The following is a 3,215-nucleotide window of genomic DNA, read 5'->3' as shown; positions in this document are numbered from 1 at the left end:
AAGACGGCCAGCAAAATTCCGGGCAGGTACGACGCGGCCATCTGCGGAATCAGGTTGTTGACGTCACCATCCATCGGCTCGATTCCGAGGTACAGAGCGAGAACACCCAGCATTCCGACACCAATGACCGTTGCGCCGTATCCGACGGTTGCGGTGATGAAGGTGGGCTTGATCAGGTCTTCGCGGACCGCGAACAGACGTTGGGCAATGGTCTGGTTGCCGATTGCGTAGGCAAGAACTGCCGCGATGTACGGCGCGCCCTGCTCGAAGAAGGCAACGCTCGAGAAGAAGTTGCCCTGCTCAGCAGTAAGGTTGCCTGCCCCGGATTCGAAGGCTGCCGGGAACCCTGCCGCAAAGAAGATGAACGGCACCAAAACCGCTACCGCACCGAGCATTCCGATCAGCTGAACGAAGTCGGTCAACACCGAAGCGCGGAAGCCCGACCACAACGTGTACAGCAAAACGCCCAGCGCAACGATGAACACACCCTGGATGAAGTTGAACGGCGAAAGCAACGCGATCAGCAGACCACCAGCGAGGAAGTTCGACATCAAACTGATGAGACTGCCGACGATATTGGAGCCCGCGAGCATCAGCTGACTCGAGCGTCCGTGCCGCGCGTACATGACCTCAGCCAGGGTGTGGGCTTTCGGCGCTACTTTGCGAATTCGCTGGCCGAACGGATAAATGAAGAGAATCATCAACGCGCCCCACAAACCGTAGTGAATGGGGCCGGAGATTCCGTAGGTGTAGCCAGAAGTGGCAGATGCGTACATCGACGACGCCCAAATCCAGGTGGCCGTCATGCTCGCGGCCGAAACACCAAATCCTAATTTGTTTCCGGCGGTCATATAACCGTCGGCATTTTCCTGTTTCTTACCAATACGAAGAGAAATCAGAAATGTTCCACCATAAAAAGCAACAAGCAGTGAAACAATTACCAAGGTACTGAACTGGACCATGTCGGACCCCGTCACATGCCACATCCTTCGCACATAATCGGCAGAGCAAAGCACAAAACCCCTGTTCAGGATCTTTGCGCTTCGTTTCTGCACGCCCTAGGAGCGACCGCCATACCAACACCGGTCACATATTCAATTGACTAGCAACACGCACTTCGTCTTTTCGGAAACCCAACCTCCACAAAATAAATCTTCTGCGCAAGCTTTTGGCTCGACCACGCAATTCAACAACTGAGAATCGACCATAGCATGATGGCAATTTCGAACAAAAACTCCGATATTTTTCCACCCGAGAATATTCATGTTTCCGCCGCAGAAAAATCGTGCGCTTCCAGCGCATATAACAACTCCGCATCGATTGAAATCGATGCTCGATTCGATCGCGTACCTACATCGACAGGACCATCCTGGCAAACCGTCGGCCCCACTCGGGATCGGCGGAAACATGCTGGTCCAGCGGATTGGAGACAATCGCCCCGATCATTCGCAGGTACACGAGAGTGTCTCGCACCATCCACGTCCAATCGTCGTCCCCGAGTCGTGTTCCGTCTGTTGTCGACCAACCCAATGCCGTGAGGCCTTCGATCATCACTTCACTACGTTCGGACTCCGACAAGCCGGCAGCCAACGTAAGGAACAGAATTCGGCCGGCTTCCTGCGCCAACTCACCCTTTCCCAACGGCATGGCCGTCACGATGTGACGCCACAGCTCGCCTTCATATGCAAGCACTGACGCGCCGAGTCGAGTCAGAATCAATGTGCCTCGGCGTTTCCGGACAAATCTCAGTGTCTTTGCGGCTTCAACGAGTACTGCTAATTGCGAGTCACTCCCTGCCGTGACACCGATCCAGTCAGTGCCCCAATCGAGTTCGTCTCGGGCGGCCGCAACATGGTCCGAAGGAAGTGACCCGGATGCCGTCAAAACAATCCCACCACCTCGCGCGGAGTTCAGCAGCCACAGCAGTTGGCGGGTTGCGCCCTCACGCATCACCTCGAAGTAGTTGTCATATCCGCCACGAAGCTCCGCTTCGGCAACTGCGGCAAACAGTTTCGGCGCGGAATGAACCGACAAGCTGCGCAAGAACTTCTCGAACAGCGAGCTTCCCACAGGCGGTGACTTATGCAATGCCACTGCAATGGTGACCGCTGCATTGGACTCTGCGGGAACAAAACGTTCGGGATCGAACAGTCCATTACTCGCCTGCCCGTTCAAGAACTCGCGATACCCGATCGGACCGCCAGAATCCTCCGGCGGGCACGCCCTCGCACCGTCAAGACAAGATGGCTCAGAAATCGGCTGGTCTTCGACAATCTGCTCGAGAACCAACGTGTGACTCCACCTTGCGCGGGCGTTGTACTCATAACGGACGTACTCCCCTACCGCGGTAACTGCCTCGTCGATCCGGACTTCGTCCTCACCAAACTCGTCTTCCTGGTATCCGTCGCGCTCGATCACCTCTGGCGCGATATACCGATCTGGGCCATTGTCCGTTGAATGATGGACACTCACCCACTGATGAGCGTGTTGATCTCCCCACCCCATCACCGCCTGCACAATCGAATGAAGTTGGTCCAGTTCGATATTCGACGGAACCGAAAACCGTCTCCAAATAGGCGGCGTGATGCAATCGAGTTCGATCCGCATGACAAAGTTCGCCACCTCCGGCCGTCGACGCTGATTCCGCATCTGCCTCGGCGTAAGGACCTTCATCTGGCTTTGCGCCGCTCGATATGCAGCTACCAAATGCAGATGTGAAGCTCGCCGAACTCGCTGACCCGTCATGTATGGAGGCTAGATCTACCTACCGACAGCCGAGATACTCACTGCCACAAGGCTGCCCGATTTGCCGGGGCTCGCATCACGTCGCTGGTCGGCTGTTAAGTCCTGAACAGCGCGGACCTGCCCAGGCATCTTTAATCATCCACTGCGCGGACAATAGTGTGCGCCGATTACCGTAGACCTGACAGCTACCGCACGAAAACAGTGCCCAGCGCCTGCTCGGACTGGCACAGAACATGAGGATCCATGAGCGACCAAGACACGACCGCCGACCAGCCCCTCCACATCAACGGCGCAATTGCCTTGGTGACGGACGAGCGCGACGAATTGGTTCGCCTGTGCGTTCAAACTCTCGCCGAACTACTGGGCAGTGAGCCTGCCACCGATGACGACGGCGACATTGTCGTGCCGGTTCACGGGTTTGTCGTCTACGTAACTGTTGCGGATGACGGCCCTCAGATCAACGTCTGGTC

At 56.3% G+C, this 3,215-nt stretch carries 3 protein-coding genes; 1 reads left to right on the top strand and 2 read right to left on the bottom strand.

What is annotated here, in order from left to right:
• Positions 1 to 962, bottom strand: a 962-nt coding sequence (locus tag A2J01_RS14825; protein WP_442971566.1) for a sodium:solute symporter family transporter, incomplete at its 3' end; no start/stop codon positions are given.
• 388 nt (positions 963 to 1,350) lie between these two features.
• A complete protein-coding gene (locus A2J01_RS14820) occupies positions 1,351 to 2,607 on the bottom strand; it encodes a plasmid pRiA4b ORF-3 family protein (RefSeq protein WP_081377558.1) in 1,257 nt (418 codons plus the stop codon).
• 381 nt (positions 2,608 to 2,988) lie between these two features.
• Between A2J01_RS14820 and A2J01_RS14815 the strand changes: the two genes are divergently transcribed.
• A partial coding sequence (locus A2J01_RS14815) for a T3SS (YopN, CesT) and YbjN peptide-binding chaperone 1 (protein WP_442971565.1) occupies positions 2,989 to 3,215 on the top strand: 227 nt, incomplete at its 3' end.

The sequence above is a fragment of the Rhodococcus sp. EPR-134 genome, assembly GCF_001647205.1.
GTDB classification, from domain to species: Bacteria; Actinomycetota; Actinomycetes; order Mycobacteriales; family Mycobacteriaceae; genus Rhodococcus_F; species Rhodococcus_F qingshengii.
The sequence above is the reverse complement of the archived record's forward strand: the minus strand, read 5'-3'. Positions and strand labels throughout refer to the sequence as shown.